General features: G+C 73.7%; 15 protein-coding genes. 6 read left to right on the top strand and 9 right to left on the bottom strand.

Annotated features, from left to right (window positions below):
- Window positions 1-22: 22 nt before the first annotated feature.
- From WMF39_RS31275 to WMF39_RS31265, 3 genes are all read right to left on the bottom strand, one after another.
- Window positions 23-1,063, bottom strand: a complete 1,041-nt coding sequence (locus WMF39_RS31275) for a 1-aminocyclopropane-1-carboxylate deaminase/D-cysteine desulfhydrase (RefSeq protein WP_437740139.1) — start codon at window positions 1,061-1,063, stop codon at window positions 23-25.
- Between the two features lie 165 nt (window positions 1,064-1,228).
- Window positions 1,229-1,690, bottom strand: a complete 462-nt coding sequence (locus tag WMF39_RS31270; RefSeq protein ID WP_437740138.1) for a PaaI family thioesterase — start codon at window positions 1,688-1,690, stop codon at window positions 1,229-1,231.
- 73 nt (window positions 1,691-1,763) lie between these two features.
- Entirely contained in the window at window positions 1,764-3,410 is a 1,647-nt protein-coding gene (locus WMF39_RS31265) for a long-chain fatty acid--CoA ligase (RefSeq protein ID WP_437740137.1), read from the bottom strand.
- 335 nt (window positions 3,411-3,745) lie between these two features.
- Here WMF39_RS31265 and WMF39_RS31260 point away from each other — a divergent pair, with 335 nt between their 5' ends.
- The gene (locus WMF39_RS31260; protein ID WP_437740136.1) at window positions 3,746-4,657 is read left to right on the top strand and encodes a glutathione S-transferase family protein; all 912 of its coding nucleotides are present in this window, start codon (window positions 3,746-3,748) and stop codon (window positions 4,655-4,657) included.
- A 51-nt stretch (window positions 4,658-4,708) separates the two neighbouring features.
- On the opposite strand, the gene WMF39_RS31255 is transcribed toward WMF39_RS31260, so the two are convergent.
- Both WMF39_RS31255 and WMF39_RS31250 read right to left on the bottom strand, forming a co-directional pair.
- Entirely contained in the window at window positions 4,709-5,398 is a 690-nt protein-coding gene (locus WMF39_RS31255) for a hypothetical protein (protein WP_437740135.1), read from the bottom strand.
- A gap of 51 nt (window positions 5,399-5,449) precedes the next feature.
- Entirely contained in the window at window positions 5,450-6,526 is a 1,077-nt protein-coding gene (locus WMF39_RS31250; RefSeq protein WP_437740134.1) for a GH12 family glycosyl hydrolase domain-containing protein, read from the bottom strand.
- A gap of 558 nt (window positions 6,527-7,084) precedes the next feature.
- Between WMF39_RS31250 and WMF39_RS31245 the strand changes: the two genes are divergently transcribed.
- The 4 genes from WMF39_RS31245 to WMF39_RS31230 all read left to right on the top strand — a co-directional run bounded on the left by WMF39_RS31245 (window position 7,085) and on the right by WMF39_RS31230 (window position 10,393).
- On the top strand, window positions 7,085-7,774 hold the full coding sequence (locus WMF39_RS31245) for a RibD family protein (protein ID WP_437740133.1): 690 nt from the start codon (window positions 7,085-7,087) through the stop codon (window positions 7,772-7,774).
- Between the two features lie 91 nt (window positions 7,775-7,865).
- Complete coding sequence (locus tag WMF39_RS31240) at window positions 7,866-8,834, top strand: zinc-dependent alcohol dehydrogenase (protein ID WP_437740132.1); 969 nt, start codon at window positions 7,866-7,868, stop codon at window positions 8,832-8,834.
- 22 nt (window positions 8,835-8,856) lie between these two features.
- Complete coding sequence (locus WMF39_RS31235; RefSeq protein WP_437293635.1) at window positions 8,857-9,255, top strand: 6-pyruvoyl trahydropterin synthase family protein; 399 nt, start codon at window positions 8,857-8,859, stop codon at window positions 9,253-9,255.
- Between the two features lie 94 nt (window positions 9,256-9,349).
- A complete protein-coding gene (locus WMF39_RS31230; RefSeq protein ID WP_437740131.1) occupies window positions 9,350-10,393 on the top strand; it encodes a glycosyltransferase family 4 protein in 1,044 nt (347 codons plus the stop codon).
- A gap of 67 nt (window positions 10,394-10,460) precedes the next feature.
- Here WMF39_RS31230 and WMF39_RS31225 read toward each other — a convergent pair whose 3' ends face one another.
- Window positions 10,461-11,339 carry a 1-acyl-sn-glycerol-3-phosphate acyltransferase gene (locus WMF39_RS31225; protein WP_437740130.1) on the bottom strand — a complete coding sequence of 293 codons (879 nt, stop codon included), beginning with the start codon at window positions 11,337-11,339 and terminating at the stop codon, window positions 10,461-10,463.
- Window positions 11,340-11,478: 139 nt separating this feature from the next.
- On the opposite strand from WMF39_RS31225, the gene WMF39_RS31220 reads away from it, so the two are divergent.
- Window positions 11,479-12,948 (top strand): cytochrome P450, encoded by a 1,470-nt coding sequence (locus tag WMF39_RS31220; protein ID WP_437740129.1) that lies wholly within the window; start codon window positions 11,479-11,481, stop codon window positions 12,946-12,948.
- Between the two features lie 148 nt (window positions 12,949-13,096).
- Here the strand turns inward: WMF39_RS31220 and tpx are convergent, their stop codons facing one another.
- The 3 genes from tpx to WMF39_RS31205 form a co-directional block, all read right to left on the bottom strand.
- A complete protein-coding gene (tpx, locus tag WMF39_RS31215) occupies window positions 13,097-13,591 on the bottom strand; it encodes a thiol peroxidase (protein WP_437323736.1) in 495 nt (164 codons plus the stop codon).
- Window positions 13,592-13,783: 192 nt separating this feature from the next.
- On the bottom strand, window positions 13,784-14,155 hold the full coding sequence (locus tag WMF39_RS31210; RefSeq protein WP_437740128.1) for a hypothetical protein: 372 nt from the start codon (window positions 14,153-14,155) through the stop codon (window positions 13,784-13,786).
- A 252-nt stretch (window positions 14,156-14,407) separates the two neighbouring features.
- Entirely contained in the window at window positions 14,408-15,709 is a 1,302-nt protein-coding gene (locus tag WMF39_RS31205; protein ID WP_437740127.1) for an SGNH/GDSL hydrolase family protein, read from the bottom strand.
- Between the last annotated feature and the right edge of the window lie 27 nt (window positions 15,710-15,736).

Below are 15,736 nucleotides of genomic sequence, written 5' to 3'. Positions count from 1 at the left end.
GAGGCGCCGAGATGTAGGTCGTTTATCGAGATCCGCCGCCGCAGTGGGCGCCGAGGCGCCGCGACAGCGCGGCCGGGAGCCGCTCGCAAAAACCGTCGTGCCGGGGCAGGGGCTCGCGCCGCGCGGTTTGCCAGAACAGCACCGGGCCGAGCCGGCGTTCCCGCGCGTGCGCCATGAGCGCGGCCATGGCCTTGCCGGTGTAGACCGGCTCCAGCGAGATCCCCTCGGCGGCGAGGGCGTCGCAGGCGGCGAGCGACGCGGGCGTGGGTGATCCATACCCGCGGCCCAGGTAGCCGTGCACGACGTCGATCGGCGCCGCGGGGGGCACGGGCGCGACGCCCCGCCGCGCGAGCGCGGCGCGGAGCTCGGCGGTGAGGGCGCGGAGGCGGAAGCGCGAGGCGAGGAGGCGCTCGACCACGGCGACGGCCACGACCCGCGAGCGCAGGCCGCCCAGCGCGAGCCCGACGGCGAGCCCGGCGGCGGTGCCGCCGGAGCCGAGCGGCACGTAGACGCGCGCGGGCTCGGGGAGCTCGCCGGCCCGGATCTGCGCGCCGAGCTCGAGCGCCGCGCGCGCGGCGCCCAGCATGCCGAGCGCCGACGTGGCGCCGAGCGGCACGATCGCCGCGCCGTCGTCGTCCCGGGCGCGGAGCGGCAGGAAGAGCGACGGGCGCGCGAGCGCGAGCTCGACGCGCGACGGGTAGAAGCGGATCGAGGCCGGGCCCGAGGCGGTGAACGCGAGGTTGTCGAGCACGCCCCTGGAGAGGTCGGTCCAGAAGAGGTGCGCGTGCACCCTCCGGCCGAGCCGCTGCGCCGCGGCGACGAGCGCCGCCACGTTGCCCGAGCCGATGCCGCCCGCCGCGGACCACGCCGCCGCGGTCGAGAAGGGCGGCGCGGCGAGCACGTAGTCGAGCTTCCGCATCTTCATCCCGCCGTGGAGGGGCTCGCAGAGGTCGTCTCGCTTGACGCCGAGGAACTCGACGCCGAGCGCGGAGGCGAGCCGCGGCAGCGCCGTGACCGGCGAGGGCGCGCCGACCCAGCCGAGCCGGGGAATGGGGTCGATCATCCGAAGGGCGGCTGCGTCGCGCAACGGGGGCACCTCGCGAAGGGTGTAAGGCGCTCGGGCGATCGGGCAATCGGGCGAGCGGGCAATCCGGGGGTCAGGCGAGCCGGCGATCGGGCAATCAGGGGTCAGGGGGAGCTTTCGGTCAGGCGCGCGCGCGGCCTTCGATCACCCGGGCGTGCCGGCGCGCTGCCCTGCGAGCGTCGCGTCCGGCTCCAGGACGAGGAGGCGCACGCGCCCCGAGGCGCAGAGCCGGCCCTCCTCGTCGTAGACCGAGCCCTCCCAGACCTGGGTGCGCCGCCCGCGGTCGAGCGGGCGCGCGGTGGCGCGCAGCCGCCCCGACCGGACCGCGCGCAGGAAGCTCGTGTGGTTCTCGAGCCCGACGACCGAGCGGCCGTCCGGCAGGGCATGGAGCGCGGCGCCGATCGACGCCAGCGTCTCCACGATGCCCGCGTGGACGCCGCCGTGGACGATGCCATAGGCCTGCCGGTGCTGCGGCCCGATGTCGAGCTCGGCCTCCACCTCGTCGCGCGTGGCGCGGATCAGCCGGAGACCCATGGCGCTGATCCAGCCGTCGATGGCCGCGTCGTTCAGCGCGGCGGCGAAATCCTCGGGTTCCCCTTCGGCCATGGCGGCAGCGTAGTACACGCTTTGCCGGGAGCTTCCGGCGATTTCTCCCAGGGCGCGCGGGCGCGTCAGCGCGTCATCCGGATGCCTTCTTCTCCAGGAGATCGGCGAACTCCTCGCGCAGCCTCGACTTGAGGAACTTGCCGGTCGAGGTGCGCGGGATCCGCTCGAGGAAGAGGTACTCGTCCGGGAGCCAGAACTTCGCGAAGCGCGGCTCGAGGAGGGCGTGGAGCTGCTCCTTCGAGGCGCTCTGGCCCTGCCGCAGGACGATCGCGGCGAGCGGGCGCTCGCCCCAGAGGGGGTGGCGCGCCGCGAACACCGCAGCCTCCAGGACAGCCGGGTGGCTCATGAGCGCGTTCTCCAGCGCGACCGAGCTGATCCACTCGCCGCCCGACTTGATCACGTCCTTCGTTCGATCCGTGATGCGCATGTAGCCCTCGCCGTCGATCGTCACGACGTCGCCGGTCTTGAACCAGCCGTCCTTCGTGAAGCGGTCCTCGCCCTCGCCGCCGAAGTACGATGAGGCGACCCAGGGGCCCCGCACCTCGAGCTCGCCCATCGTCCTGCCGTCCCAGGGCAGCGGCCGATCGTTCGCGTCGACGTGGCGCTGATCGATGAACGGGACCGGGTAGCCCTGCGACGCGCGCGTCTGCAGCGAGGCGGCCGGGTCCTCGTGGAGGCGGCCAAGGCTGCTCCGGACGTGGGCGACGGTGCCGAGCGGGTTGGTCTCGGTCATGCCCCAGGCGTGGAGGACCACGAGCCCGTGGCGCGCGCGGAAGCCGTCGATGAGCGCGGGGGGCGCCGCCGAGCCGCCGATCACCATGGCGCGCATCGACGAGAGATCCCAGCGCTTCGGGTGCTCGTCGAGGAGCGCGAGGATCCCGAGCCAGATCGTGGGGACGCCCGCGGCGAACGTGACGCGCTCCCTGGCCATGAGATCGAGCAGCGACGCGGCGTCGAGGTGCGGGCCCGGGAGCACGAGCCTCGCGCCGGTCGCGATCGCCGCGTACGGCAGCCCCCAGGCCATCGCGTGGAACATGGGCACCACCGGAAGGACGATGTCGCGGTCGCGGAAGCCGAGCGCGTCGTGCATGCAGGAGACCAGCGTGTGGAGCACGATCGAGCGGTGGCTGTAGGCCACGCCCTTGGGGTTGCCGGTCGTCCCCGACGTGTAACAGAGCATGGCGGCGGCGCGCTCATCCAGGCTCGGGAAGTCGAAGTGCTCCGGCTCGGGCGCGAGCAGCGCCTCGTAGTCGAGCCCGTCGCCCGCCGCTGGATCCACGGGCCCGTCGTCGTCGAGGACCAGGACGCGCTGGATGCTGCGGACCTCCGGCGCGAACTTGCGGAAGAGCGGGAGGAGCGAGCGGTCGACGACGACGACCTTGTCCTCGGCGTGCGAGGCGATGTACCCGAGCTCGCTCGGGTGGAGGCGCAGGTTCAGGGTGTGGAGGACCGCGCCCATGGCCGGGACGCCGAGGTAGAGCTCCAGGTGCCGGGCGTGGTTCCAGCAGAGCGTCGCGACGCGGTCGCCCGCGCGGACGCCGAGCCGCGTGAGCGCGTGCGCGAGCTTCGACGCGCGGCGGTGGAGATCGGCATACGTGGAGCGGGAGACGGTCCTGTCCGGGTTCTGGGTCACGATCTCGCAGCGCGCGTGGTACGTCCGCGCCCGGTCGAGGAAGTGGGTCAACGTGAGCGGGTAATCCATCATGCGGCCGGCGAGCATGGGCGGTGCCTCCTCGTCCCGCGCGAGGCGCGGGGATCCGTCGAGTCAGGAGGGCTGTTCGAGGCGCCGCGAGACAGCGGCGCCGCCCCCCCGAAACGGAGGCTAGCGGCTCGCGGGCGGCGCCGCGCAGGGAATGCGGCGCACGCGCGAAATGCAGGGCGAACGGCGCCCGGGCGAGCGGCGCCTGGCTCCGCGCCGGCGGCCTGATCCGGGGCCCCCGGAGCTCCCGAGAGAGGGCGGGGATCGCAAGATCTGCCAAGAGCGACGCGCGGCGCCCTCGTTAGATTCGAGAGCGAACGCCGACCCGAAGAGGTCGCCAGCGCACGAGGTCGTCCATGGCCGAGCTCATCCTGCACCACTATCCCTTTTCGCTCTTCGCGGAGAAGATCCGCCGGATCCTCGCGTACAAGAAGATCGCGTGGAGATCGGTCGAGCAACCGATGATGGCGCCGAAGCCGGAGCTGACGCCGCTCACGGGGGGGTATCGGCGGATCCCGGTCTTGCAGATCGGCGCGGACATCTATTGTGACACGGCGTGCATCGCGCGGCGCCTGGAGCAGATACGGCCGGAGCCTTCGTGCATCCCGCCGGGCCAGGCCGGGCTGGTCGAGCTGATCGAGGACTGGGCGGATCATCGGTTGATGTCCCAGGCCGTGCCGCCGGTGGTCGTGGAGATATTCCCTGTCCTGCCGCCCGGCATCCTGGTCGATCGCGCGGCGATGTCGCCGGCGCTCGGCAAGGACGCGATCTTCCAGGCGGCGCCGCACGCCCTGAGCCAGGTGCTGCTGTCGCTCGATCGGCTGGAGGGTCAGCTCCGCGGCCGGCGTTTCCTGCTGGGCGACGCGTTCTCGATCGCGGATGCGGCGTGCTTCCACCCGGTCTGGTTCCTGAATCGGAGCGCCACGCTGTCCGCCGCGATCGAGGCGCGGCCCGCGCTCGCGGCGTGGTTCGCGCGCATCGAGGCGTTCGGCCCCGGCGACGTCCGAGCGATGACCGCCGCCGAGGCGCTCGCGGCGGCCCGCGCGTCCGAGCCGGCCGACGTCGCCGGCGGGGAGAGCGCGACCGGAGAGGGCCTGTCGCCGGGAGACGCCGTGACGATCACGGCTGACGATTACGGTCCAGAGGAGACCCGGGGCGTGGTCGCGCGGCTCTCGGCCGCCGAGATCACGATACGACGCAGCGATCCGGACGTGGGGGAGATCGCGGTGCACTTCCCGCGCGCCGGATATCGCATCAGGAGGCAGTGAGCCGCGCCGTGCGCCGGGGCCAGCGCGCTCTGCGTGCCGCCGCGGTCCTCGCTAGCCGCCCGTGCTCGACATCGCGCGCCGGAACGCGCGCATGTGGAACTCGCGCTGCTCGTCGGGATAGATGTGCTCCTGCCCGATCGGGCAGGCGCGGCGCGACAGGCACCCTCCGGTCATGCACGTTGCGCCAGGCCCGGCGTCGAGGTGGCCGACGCACGCGGCGACATCGTAGCTGCCGGGGGAGAACGCGGACACGGGGCAGGCGCTCAGGCAGGGCTGGCCGGCGCACGAGACGCAGGGGCTCGCCAGATCCTCGTGCGGCGGGAGCGACAGCCGCTCCGCGAAGACGAGGGCGGCGCGGTACCCGTGCCAGAGGCCGAATCGCGGGTGGATGAGGATGGCGAGGGGCGACGGGGACAGCGCCTCGGCCTGCTGCGCCCAGCGCTGGAACGGCCAGTAGGGAGGGCCGGTGAAGGGAAACAGGGCCGTCGCGCCGAGCTCCGCCGCGAGCGGGGAGACGACCGCGGCGGTCCAGTCGTCGAGCGCGAGATCGGGGGTGTCCTTGCGGGCGCGCGAGAACGCGCGCCACATCGACGGACCGGCGTTGCCGAGCAGGACGAGCGTCCCCGCCGGGAGATCGCCCGCCGCCGGCACGCCGTCGCCTTCGCGCGGATGGAAGCCGCCGCGGAGCGGGAGGCCAGCGCGCTCGCAACGCGAGGAGAGATCCGGCCAGCGGATGGGCATCGCGCCCAGCGATAGGGCGCCTGGGCCTGCGCGGCAAGCGAGCGGCGGCGCTCAGTTCACGTCGACGTAGAAGTCGAGGCTCTTCAGGTTCGTGATCGGGCCCTCCCAGATCTCGAACCCGACGGCGACCGCGTTGACCGTGTTGCCGGGCACGCTGATGCCGCGCGTCTGCGCGTCGCGCACGAAGTCCATCACGTCGAACTCGATCTCCGAGCTGTCTTGCCCCTCGGCGCGCACCCAGTTCACGATCGGCAGGCCGTTCACCATGCCGTTCCAGATGTTCCACTTGCCGGGGACGTTCGCGACCTCCACGCCCTGGTGCGCGGCGTTCGGCTGCCCGGCGGGCTGAAAGCGCGTCGGATCGCGCAGCCACACCATGAGATAGCCCTGGAGCTGCGTGCCGTTGCCCATCCAGATGTCGAACGCGGCGTTGTACTGGCCCTCGTTACCATTCTTGGCCCAGCGCCAGCCGGTGCGCAGGCTCTTGATGGAGCTGCTCGGCGCCGGCAAGCCGCAATCCGGCACCTCCCTCACCGAGTATCGGCCGCAAAAGACCGTCGGGTACGAGGCGGGTTGCCCCATCGAGCCGGCCGAGCCGCTCATGCTCTCCACCGTGAACGACGTGCCTTCCCACGACACGGTGTGGTTGCCGAACCCGGGGCCCCAGCCGTTGGTGATGAGCACGTACGGCGTGCCGTCGCGCGAGACGAGGCCCGTTTCGTACCGCTCGCTCGATTTGCCGGAGCCTTCCATGGCGCCGTTGCCGAGCTCGGAGCCCGGGTTCGCGGTGCCGCCCGTTCCTGCCGCGGTGCTGCTCGCGTCGCCGCTACCCCCGGTACCTGCCGCCGCGCCGCCGCCCGTTCCCGCCATGGTGCTGCCGGTGCTGCCCGCGCCGCCGGCGCCGCTGGTGACGCCGGCGCCGCTGGTGACGCCGGCGCTGCCCGAGGTCGAGCCGCCGCTGCTGCTCGCGGCGTCGCCCGTCGAGGCGCTCGCGCTCGGTAGCCCGCCAGAGCTCGCCGCTGCGCCGGGGTCTCCGTCGTCAGCGTCAGAAGATCCAGAGCAACCGGCGGCGAGAGCCGCCGCCAGCGTGAGAAGTGCAAAAGATTCGGTCAAGGTATGGGCGCGCATGGCGCGCAACATACACTTGCACACAGGCACACGGCGGTGCGCGGCATCGCCGTGCGCAAAAAGCAGAGCGTGACTTGAACAATTGCAGCAACAGCGATGGCATCACCGCTCGACTCGAAAAGTGTGGCGTGCGCCGCGTCACGCGCTTCGTGGACTCGACGTCGCTCCGGCGACCTCGACGCCTGGCGTGTTCGCGTCGGAGCACCGCTCGACATATCGTCTTTGCGCCCATCGAGGGGCGGAGTCGCCAGAGAGACGATCGAACCGTGTCTCGCTGATCTTCATCGATGCTTCGAGTCGCCCGATGGCGCTACTGCAGCAGCGCGATCGGCGCGCCGGACGGAATGAGCTTCGGATGAGGCCGTTGAGCGCGGAGATGAACGCGTTGCTAGAAAGCGTGGAACTGGGTGATCGAGTGCGCGCGCTCCTCCCCGGTTCCCACGTTCTGGTCTAGAGTGCCGTCGTGCCCCGGAGGCTCCACTGTCGGCTCGGGACGGCGGCAAAGTCCCCTCTCCCCTGCGCGTTCGCTCGCGCCGGACGCGCACCCGCGGGCGCGCCATGAGCTTGCCGCGCCCGCGGGTCACGCTCCACTTCGCCCAGACGCTCGACGGCCGGATCGCGGCCCGGGACCAGCGCGTCATGCTCAGCACACCCGCCGGGATGGTGTGCGCCCACCGGGCGCGCGCGGAGCACGACGCGGTGCTCGTGGGGATCCGCACCGTCGTGATCGACGATCCGCGGCTGACCCTGCGCGGGTGCGAGGGGCGCCAGCCGATGCGCGTGGTGCTGGCGAGCGCCCTCGGCGTGCCGGAAGGGGCGCGCCTGCTGCAGCCGCCCGGCAGCGGGCAGCCGGCCGGCGGGCGCGTGGTCGTCTTCGGCGCGGCGGGGCGCGCGTCGCGCGCGGCGCAGGCGTGGCTCGAGGAGCGCGGCGCAGAGGTGATCGTCGTGCCCGCGGACGACAGCGGCCTCGTCTCGCTGCCGCACGCGCTGGCCGAGCTGCACGCGCGCGGCGTGCGGCGGCTGCTCGTCGAGGGGGGCGGCGCCGTGCTCACCTCGTTCCTGCGCGCGCGCCTCGCCGACCGCGCGGAGGTCGAGATCGCGCCGCGCTTCCTCGGCGACACGGCGATCCCCGCGGTCGGCGCGCTGGGAGAGGCGCCGCTCGCGTCGGCGATCGACCTGCGCGAGCCGGCGGTCGAGCTCCTCGGGGGCAACGTGCTGTTGCGAGGGGAGGTGCGTTATCCCGACTGACGCGCCCGCGCCGCCCGGGGCCATCACGCCGAGCGACGCCGCCCCGCCCCTCGCCCGGGAGCTCTGGTTCGTCCGGCCAGGGCTCGTCGAGGTGCGTCCGGGGGCCCCGCCGCGCGCGCCCGGGCCCGGCGAGGTCGTGGCGCGCGCGCTCGCGTCGGGCGTGAGCCAGGGGACGGAGCTGCTGCTCTTCCGCGGCGAGGGGCCGACGCCGTTCGACCCGTCGCTCGACGCGCCCGACGCGGAATGCGCGCCGACCTACCCGCGCCGCTACGGCTACGCGTGGGTCGGCGAGGTCGTCGCCCGCGGCGAGGGCGCGGCGCTCGGGCCGGGCGACCGCGTCTTCGCGCTCGCGCCCCACGGCGATCTCCACCTGCTCGGGCCGGGCGCGGCGCGCGGCCTGCCCCGCTCGATCCCGGCCGAGCGCGCGGTGCTGGCCGCGAACCTCGAGACGGCGATCACGTGCGTGTGGGACGCGGGGGTGGGGCTCGGAGACGACGTGGTGGTGCTCGGCGGCGGGGTCGTCGGGCTGCTCATCGTGGCGCTCGCGCGGCGCGCCGGGGCCGTGGTCCGGCTCGTCGAGCCGAGCGAGCGGCGGCGCCAGGTCGGCCTCGCGCTCGGCGCCGCCGCGGCGCTCCGGCCCGAGGACGACCGGCCGCGCGGCGACGCGGACGCCGTGATCGCCGCGACCGGCCATCCGGAGGAGCTCGACCGCGCGATCGCGCACGCGGCGCGCGAGGCGACGGTGACGGTCGCGTCGTTCTACGGGGCGCGGACGAGCCCGGTCGCGCTCGGCGCGGAGTTCCACCGCCGGCGCCTGCGCCTGCGGGCGAGCCAGGTCTCGACCCTCCCGCCGGAGCGCGCCCCCCGCTGGGACCACGCGCGGCGCTTCGCGCTCGTCCGCGCCCTCCTCGAAGACCCGGCGCTCGACGCGCTGCTGGACCCGTCCGTCCCGCTCGACGCGGCGCCGTCCGTGTACGCAGAGCTCGCGGCCGAGCCCGGGGCGCGGCTGCAGACGGTCTTCCGGTACGGCGCGCGATCGGCTACGCGAGAGGCAACCTAGAAGTCAGAGGCCCGCTACCGCCATGTTCCTCCTCGGCGTCAGCGATCACGTGATGATCGCGCACAGCTTCTCCGATCCGTTCTTCGGCCCGGCGACCCGGATGCACGGCGCGACGTACTCCGTCGAGATCGAGATCCGCGCGAAGGCGCTCGGCCCGCACCACGTGGTCATGGACATCGGCGCGCTGCACGCGTCGCTGCGCCGGGTGCTCGACACGATCGACTACACGAACCTCGACGAGCACCCCGCCTTCCCCGGGCGCACCTCCACGACCGAGCGCGTGGCCGAGCACGTGGCCGGGCTCCTCGCCGAGGAGATCGCGAGGCTGCCCGCGGGAGAGGCGCCGCTCCCGGGATCGACGCTGAGGGTGCTCGTCCGAGAGTCGCCGTCGGCGTACGCGGGCTTCGAGCGCGACCTGTAGCGCCGGCCGCCGCGGTGTGCAGCGCGGGCGCGCGGCGGGGCTCGTTGCCGCGCGCCGCGAGGGAGGCTATCAGGCCGGGCCGCTCCCCTGACCCATGCGCATCGCCTGGATCGTCTACGGCGCCCTCGACCAGACAACGGGCGGCTACATCTACGATCGGCTCGTCGTCGAGCGGCTGCGCGCCCGGGGCGACGCCGTGGAGGTCGTGTCCCTCGATCCGGCGCCGCGGTCGCGGGCGCTCGCCGGCCTCGTTCTCGCGCGGCGCCTCGCCCGGATCGACCCCGCCGTGGTGGTCGGCGACGAGCTCTGCTTCCGGGAGCTCGGGCCGGCGTTCGTGGCGCTGCCGCGGCGGATCGCGCGCGCGCTCCTCGTGCACCACCTGAGCGCGTGGGAGCTCCCGCCCGGCCCGCGGCGCGCGGCGCTCTCGCTCGCGGAGGCGGCGGTGATCCGCCTGTGCGACGCGCACCTCGCGACGAGCGCGACGACCGCGGCGCGGCTCCGGCGCGAGCTCGGGCTCGCCCGGGTCGACGTGGCGACGCCGGGCGCGGACCGGCTCCCCTTGCTCCCCCGCGCCCGGCGGGACGGCGGCCCGCTGCAGCTCCTGTTCGTGGGGAGCTTCATCCCGCGCAAGCGGCTGCTGGAGCTCCTCGCGGCGTTCGAGCGGGTCGGGAGCGCGCATGCCACGCTCGTGCTCATCGGCGACGCGGCGCGCGACCCGGCCTACGCCGGGCGGGTGCGCCGCGCGATCGCCGGCTCTGCGTTCCTGCGGGCGCGCGTCTCGGCGCCCGGCGTGCTCGGGGACGAGGCGCTCGCGGCCGAGCTCGCGGCGGCGGACGCGCTCGTCCTGCCCTCGTCGCTGGAGGGCTACGGCATGGTGCTCACGGAGGCGGTCCGGGCCGGCGTTCCGGTGCTCGCCGCCCGCGCCGGCGCGATCGCGGAGGCGGTCCAGGACGGCGCGGAGGCGCTGCTCTGGGACGACGTCGAGGGCCCCGCGCCGGCGCTCGCCCGCTTCCTCGAGGACGGCGCTCTCCGGGCGAGCATGAGCCGCGCGGCGGCCGTCCGGGCCGCGACGCTGCCCACCTGGGACGGCACCGCGGCCGCGGTGCGCGCGGCGCTCGCGCACGCGGCGCGCGGATGAGCGGATGAGGGGATGACCGGCTCGGCGAAGAGCGGGCAGGATCGCGCCGCGCCGGGGCGCCGGGCCGTCACGCCCCCGCGAGCAGCGACGCCGCCTCGTCCTTCAGCCGTCGCGTGAGCGCCGCGTCGTCGCGGGCCCCGCCCGCCACCTCCGCCGCGTCCCGCGCCTCGCCCAGGCGAACCCGCACCTCGACGTCGTCGAAGCCCGGCAGCGCCGCCTGCAGGAGCGGCGCCAGCGTGGTGATCCCGCGGCGCTCGGCCCACCGCGTGATGGCCAGCCGCTTCGCCCGCGGCGAGTGCACCCCCGAGACGATCGCCACGGCGGCGCGCCCTCCCGCCGCCGCGGCCGCGCGCAGCAGCGCGCCGGCGCTCGGCTGCCACTCCGCGAGCAGCGCGTCGCCCTTGCCCGCGAACGCCGGATCCGCCTCGATGCGCCCCGCGGGGAAGTGCAGCAGCGCGCCCCCGCGGCGCAGGTGCCGCAGCGCGCGGCGCACGCCGGCCGACCGCGCGGCGAGCGCGAGCGCGCCGCCCTCGTCGATCGGCACGAAGAGCAGCCGCCGGCTCACGTGGGGCAGCGCCCGCAGGAACCGCCGATCGGCCGCGACGATCATGAGGTCTTCCCGGCCGAGCGCCGCCATGAGCGCGAGCGCGTCGTAGGCGCCGGGGTGGTTGGACACGACGAGCAGCGCCCCGCGCGACGGCGGCGCCGCGTCGGCCGTCCAGCGCGCCCCGAAGCCGGCGAGCGCCTCCCGCGCCGCGACGTGGAGCCCCGCCTCGCCGGTGCGCCGATCGAAGCGCGCGAGCACGCGCCCGAGCGGCCACGAAGGGACGGCGAAGGCCGCGCGCCCGGCCCGGCGCACCCAAGCCGGCGCCCCGCCGAGGCCGAGCGCCTCCACCATCTCCGCGCCGGACAGGTTCGCGAGCTGTCGCTCCAGCGGCTCCGTCATGTCCGCGTCTTACTCCGTGTCGACGCCACCTCGCCAGCGCCGGCGCTCCGCCCGTCCGACATCGTCCAGCGCGGTGGGGCGCGTCCTCTGTCGCCTGTCGGGTTTGCGTCGGGGCGCGCCGCCTCTGTATGAAGGGGGCATGAACGCCACGCTCCCTGCCATGGAGGACGCGATCGGCCGCGGCGACGCGGCTGCGCGCCCCCGGCGGACGCTCGCGGATCTCCCGGGGCCGCCGGGCTTGCCTGTGCTTGGCCATCTGCTCGCGCTCCACCCCGACCGCTGGCACCTCGAGTTCGAGCGGTGGTGGCGCGCCCATGGAGACCTCTTCGTCGTGCGGATGGGCCGACAGCCGGTCCTCGTCGTTGTGGACGGCGAGCTCGTGCGCGACGTGCTCCAGCGCCGGCCCGCGGTGTTCCGGCGGGTGCGCGCCATCGAGGCCGTGTCGCGCGAGGCGGACATGGTCGGCCTGTTCTCCGCGGACGGCGACGCGTGGCGGAAGCAGCGGCAGCTCATCCACCCGACGTTCCACCCGAGGCATGTCGAGGGCTTCTTCCCGAGCATCCGCGACATCACGGGCCGGCTGCGCGAGCTCTGGGCGCGGGCGGCCGACGAGCGCGCCGCCCGCGACGTGCTCGGCGATCTCATGCGTTACTCGGTCGACGTCACCTCGTCGGTCGCCTTCGGCCGCGATCTCAACACGCTGGAGCGCGGGGCGGACGCGCTCCAGGAGCACCTCCAGCGCGTGTTCCTCGGGCTGAACCGGCGGATGCTCGCGCCGCTGCCCTACTGGCGCTACCTGGGACTGCCCGCCGACCGCGCCTACGACCGCGCCCTGGTCGCGGTGAAGCGGCTCATCCTCGATCTCGTGACCGCCGCGCGGCGCGAGCTCGAGCGCGGCGCGGACCGGCCCGCGCGCCCGCGGACGCTGCTGGAGCTCATGATCGCCGCGCGGGACGGCGAGGACCCGAGGGCGCGCCTCTCGGACGCCGAGGTCTACGCGAACGTGCTCACGATGCTGCTCGCGGGCGAGGACACCACAGCGAACACCCTCGCGTGGATCCTCTATTACCTGGGCTCGCGCCCCGACGTGCAGGCGCGCGCCCGCGAGGAGGTCGATCGCGTGCTCGGCGGCGGCCTGATCCCGACGCTGGAGCAGTGCAAGCGCCTCGAGTACACGGCCGCCGTCACGCAGGAGACGCTGCGCCTGCGCTCCGCCGCGCCGCTGCTCTTCCTCGAGGCGAACCACGACACCGCGGTGGGCGACGTGGCCGTGCCCGCTGGCGCCGGCGTCGTGGCGCTCACGCGCGCGACGGGGAGGAAACCCGAATATTTCGGCGATCCGGAGTCGTTTCGCCCCGAGCGCTGGCTCGGGGGCGCGCCGTCGACGCTACCCCACGAGCCGAGGATGGCGCTCGCGTTCGGCGGCGGGCCGCGCGTCTGCCCGGGGCGCGCGATGGCGCTCCTGGAGTGCGCGGTGACGGTCGGCATGGTGCTCCGGAGCTTCACGGTGCACCTCGCGGATCACACCGCGCCGGTGCGGGAGCGGATGGCGTTCGCGATGCAGCCGGAGGGGCTGCGCATCCGGTTCACGAAGCGCGCGAGCGCGTGAGATCACGAGGCGCGCCAGCGCGTGAGATCACGAGGCGCGCCAGCGCGTGAGATCACGAGGCGCTCGCGCGCGGGGCCTCACGAGGCGCTCGCGCGCGGGGCCTCACGAGGCGCTCGCGCGCGGGGCGGCCAGGCGCCGGCGCTCCGGCTCACTGCACCTTGGCGAGGGCCGCGTCGTAATCGGGCTCCTGCGCGATCTCCGGGACGAGCTCGACGTGGAGCACCTTGTTCTGCTCGTCGAGCACGAGGACCGAGCGCGCGAGCAGGCCGGCGAGCGGCCCGTCGACGAGCGTGACGCCGTACTTCTGGCCGAAATCTCCCCGGAACGTCGACAGGCCTTCCGCGTTCGAGATTCCCTCGGACGCGCAGAAGCGGGTGTGCGCGAACGGCAGGTCCGCCGAGATGTTGAGCACCGTCACGCCCGGGAGCTTCTCGGCGCGCTCGTGGAACGTGCGCACGGATCTCGCGCAGACCGGGGTGTCGACGCTCGGGAAGATGTTGAGGATCTTCTTGCCCGAGTAAGACGAGAGCTTGCGCTCGGAGAGGTCGGTCTTCACGAGCGTGAAGTCGGGGGCGGTCGCGCCGACGGACGGCAGCTCGCCGGCGGTGTGGATGGGGCTTCCCTTGAACTTGGTCTGAGCCATGGTCACATCCTCCTCTGTGCTCTGTGCAGCTGTGCGGCAGCGCCTCTCGTAGGCGCGCCGAGGGCGGACGCCAAGCAGAACCAGCCAGACCGCCTCGGTCGGAGCTCCGCTCCTCTGGCGCGCGGGCGTTGCGCTGGCCGGGTGGTCTTGCCCGGGCGAGCGTCGATCGCCCGCGCGCCGAGGAACGCGCGATCAGCGGAGGGGCGAGCGATGCACCAGCGGAAACGGCTCGATCTCGCCGTCATCGGGGTTCGTGGAGTCCCTGCTGTACCCGATCTCCTGTGCTTCCGTCGTGATGACGAAAGGCCCCCCGATCTCCTCCGGCTCCATCCTGTCTTCGTAATCTTCGGTGGTGTCGCCCCTGCCCGATGTCGCCGATGCGACGTACTGCTCGGCGATCTGCTCGGCGAGCTCGTCGACCACCTCTGTGGGGCCGTCTCCCGGGTCGGGGATGAACGCATCTCGGCTCTCCGCGCGCCCGGCGCTCCTGCGCGCCGCCTCCATGAAATCATGGCTGTGATGCCTGCTGGTGGCCCGCAGGGAGCTGTCTCGCTTGGTCTGCATGGATGATCTCCTCGCTCAGCGGCGCGCTCTCACGCGCTCTCGGCGCCGCCGCCCTTCCGCTGTTCTGATGGCGAGAGATGCACCGCGTGTACCATGACTCTGGATGGCCGATCCGCGCGCGCCGCGGCGAGCGGATGGGACCGGCGCTCGCTGCCTGCGAGGTGTGCGCTGCGCTTGCGTGGGATGCGTGGTGCGTCGTGCCACAGCGGTCGCGATGGGCCGGTGGCACGATGCCCCGGCCCTGCGCCGCCCTCACCAGTCGAGCTCTTCGCGGATGGCCTCCGCGAGCTGCTGGGCCATGAGCGCGTTCGTCTTGACGCTCGGGTGGTAGTCGCAGCCGAGCCCGTTCGCCGCGCCGTCCTGCGCAGGGAACTCGAGGACGCGCACCTTGTCGTCGCCGCTGTCGTTCCGGTCCTCCACCACCTGGCCGATGTAGGCGCGCGCCCTGGTGAGCGCCTGGGCGCCTTCCGGGTACGAGTCGCTCAGCATGGGCCCGATGGTGCAGAAGATGAACGCGTCCGGATAGTTCGCTCTGACCGTCTCGACGAGGCCCGCGTAGGCATCGGTGAACGGCGCGCGGAACTGGGCGTCGCCCGGGACGTTGATGCTGAAGTCGTTCGTGCCCAGGTTGATCACCACGACCTGCGGCACCCAGGACGAGAAGTCCCATGCGGGCTGCTCCTCGTCGGCGATCGTCCGGCCGTAGATCTCGGGCATCGTGGGCGCGACTTCACCGTCGTAGTTCCGGTAAACGCCTCTGCCGGACCAGGCGACGATCGTTGTGTCGGCCCCGACGAGCCGGCCTGTCAGGGCGCTGTAGGCGAGGTAGTTGTTCTCCGTATCGCTCGTGAACGGGCAAGTCTCGTTGGCGCCGTCGACGCCGTAGCCGGCGGAGATCGAGTCGCCGATCACCTCGATCCGGCGCGCGGGCGCCGCCGGGACCGGCAGGAGCGCCTCGCCCTGCTCCGGGACGAACTCGAGGAACTGCGACACGCCGACCAGCGGCTCGGTGCGGCGGTGGAGCACGAGGTCGTGCTCGCCGTCGGGCAGCCCTTCTGCGACCGTGTAGAGATCCTCCTCGCTGTTGACCTTGAGGACGCCCTTCGCCTCGCCGTCGATCACCACCTGGAAGAAGTTGGATTGCGCCGCGGTCGACTCGTCGTTGAAGCGGACGCCGAGCGACGTCCCCGAGAACCGCGTGACGATCGCGCTGCCGGCCCAGGAGAAGCGGGGGCCCTCGGCGTTCGTCGTATCGAAGCGCCCGATGAAGCGGATGGTGTCGCCGGAGGGGTCTCCGCCGCCGGCGCCGCTCGTGCTCGACGAGGACGAGGTCGTGCCGGGATCCGCGCCACCGCCGCCGCCGCCGCCTTCGCCCGTGCCGCCGCCGTCGCCGCCTGTGCCGGAGGCGCTGCTCGAGGTGGATGAGCCACCGCCCGAGCCCGTCGTTCCACCCGTTGAATTCGAGTCGTCGTCACCGCACCCGGCCAGCGCCGACCAGGCGATGCAGCAGATGGAAGCGAGCCTCGGGAGATTGGAGTAAGCTTGTCGTTTCATGCGCGCGAGGATGCTCTAGGTCCGTGG

Source organism: Sorangium sp. So ce1504 (assembly GCF_051521635.1).
Classification (GTDB): domain Bacteria; phylum Myxococcota_A; class Polyangia; order Polyangiales; family Polyangiaceae; genus Sorangium; species Sorangium cellulosum_B.
The sequence above is the reverse complement of the archived record's forward strand: the minus strand, read 5'-3'. Positions and strand labels throughout refer to the sequence as shown.

Excerpts from the sequence above, each read along its gene's own strand:
- WMF39_RS31275 (WP_437740139.1), bottom strand. The coding sequence starts at position 1,063 with ATGATCGACCCCATTCCCCGGCTCGGCTGGGTCGGCGCGCCCTCGCCG.
- WMF39_RS31270 (WP_437740138.1), bottom strand. The coding sequence starts at position 1,690 with ATGGCCGAAGGGGAACCCGAGGATTTCGCCGCCGCGCTGAACGACGCG.
- WMF39_RS31265 (WP_437740137.1), bottom strand. The coding sequence starts at position 3,410 with ATGCTCGCCGGCCGCATGATGGATTACCCGCTCACGTTGACCCACTTC.
- WMF39_RS31260 (WP_437740136.1), top strand. The coding sequence starts at position 3,746 with ATGGCCGAGCTCATCCTGCACCACTATCCCTTTTCGCTCTTCGCGGAG.
- WMF39_RS31255 (WP_437740135.1), bottom strand. The coding sequence starts at position 5,398 with ATGCCCATCCGCTGGCCGGATCTCTCCTCGCGTTGCGAGCGCGCTGGC.
- WMF39_RS31250 (WP_437740134.1), bottom strand. The coding sequence starts at position 6,526 with ATGCGCGCCCATACCTTGACCGAATCTTTTGCACTTCTCACGCTGGCG.
- WMF39_RS31245 (WP_437740133.1), top strand. The coding sequence starts at position 7,085 with ATGAGCTTGCCGCGCCCGCGGGTCACGCTCCACTTCGCCCAGACGCTC.
- WMF39_RS31235 (WP_437293635.1), top strand. The coding sequence starts at position 8,857 with ATGTTCCTCCTCGGCGTCAGCGATCACGTGATGATCGCGCACAGCTTC.
- WMF39_RS31230 (WP_437740131.1), top strand. The coding sequence starts at position 9,350 with ATGCGCATCGCCTGGATCGTCTACGGCGCCCTCGACCAGACAACGGGC.
- WMF39_RS31225 (WP_437740130.1), bottom strand. The coding sequence starts at position 11,339 with ATGACGGAGCCGCTGGAGCGACAGCTCGCGAACCTGTCCGGCGCGGAG.
- WMF39_RS31220 (WP_437740129.1), top strand. The coding sequence starts at position 11,479 with ATGAACGCCACGCTCCCTGCCATGGAGGACGCGATCGGCCGCGGCGAC.
- tpx (WP_437323736.1), bottom strand. The coding sequence starts at position 13,591 with ATGGCTCAGACCAAGTTCAAGGGAAGCCCCATCCACACCGCCGGCGAG.
- WMF39_RS31210 (WP_437740128.1), bottom strand. The coding sequence starts at position 14,155 with ATGCAGACCAAGCGAGACAGCTCCCTGCGGGCCACCAGCAGGCATCAC.
- WMF39_RS31205 (WP_437740127.1), bottom strand. The coding sequence starts at position 15,709 with ATGAAACGACAAGCTTACTCCAATCTCCCGAGGCTCGCTTCCATCTGC.